The sequence below is a fragment of the Bacillus sp. SIMBA_031 genome (assembly GCF_046535225.1).
Taxonomy (GTDB): domain Bacteria; phylum Bacillota; class Bacilli; order Bacillales; family Bacillaceae; genus Bacillus; species Bacillus velezensis.
In genome coordinates this window covers 1-277 of the sequence record NZ_JAWRXC010000165.1, presented here as the reverse complement: position 1 = coordinate 277, position 277 = coordinate 1, and the positions used below count along the sequence as shown (strand labels likewise).

Sequence of the window (277 nt, the reverse complement as noted above, 5' to 3'; positions counted from 1 at the left end):
AACCATCGTTAAGAAGAATATACCTAATGCTATAAAAACGGAGTAGCCTAAAAAACTATTCACCATTTCCGATACAGAATACTTGATAATCATTTCACCGGGTAAATTTCTCTCATCAATAGGTTGGTTTCTATGGGTATAATACGAATATTCATGAAATGCAGAAATTCCACAGTTGATGGAACCGATAAAGAACGCAAGTGAAAAAAGAGGTTCTTCCCGAATAAGATAAAAGCCCAATATAGCTGATGCAATTCCTAAGGCTATAAAGATGATG

1 protein-coding gene is annotated in these 277 nt (G+C 34.7%); it reads right to left on the bottom strand.

From position 1 onward, the window contains the following. Positions 1-277 (bottom strand): hypothetical protein (locus SB724_RS19905; protein WP_410572540.1); only part of this gene is annotated, 277 nt, incomplete at both ends.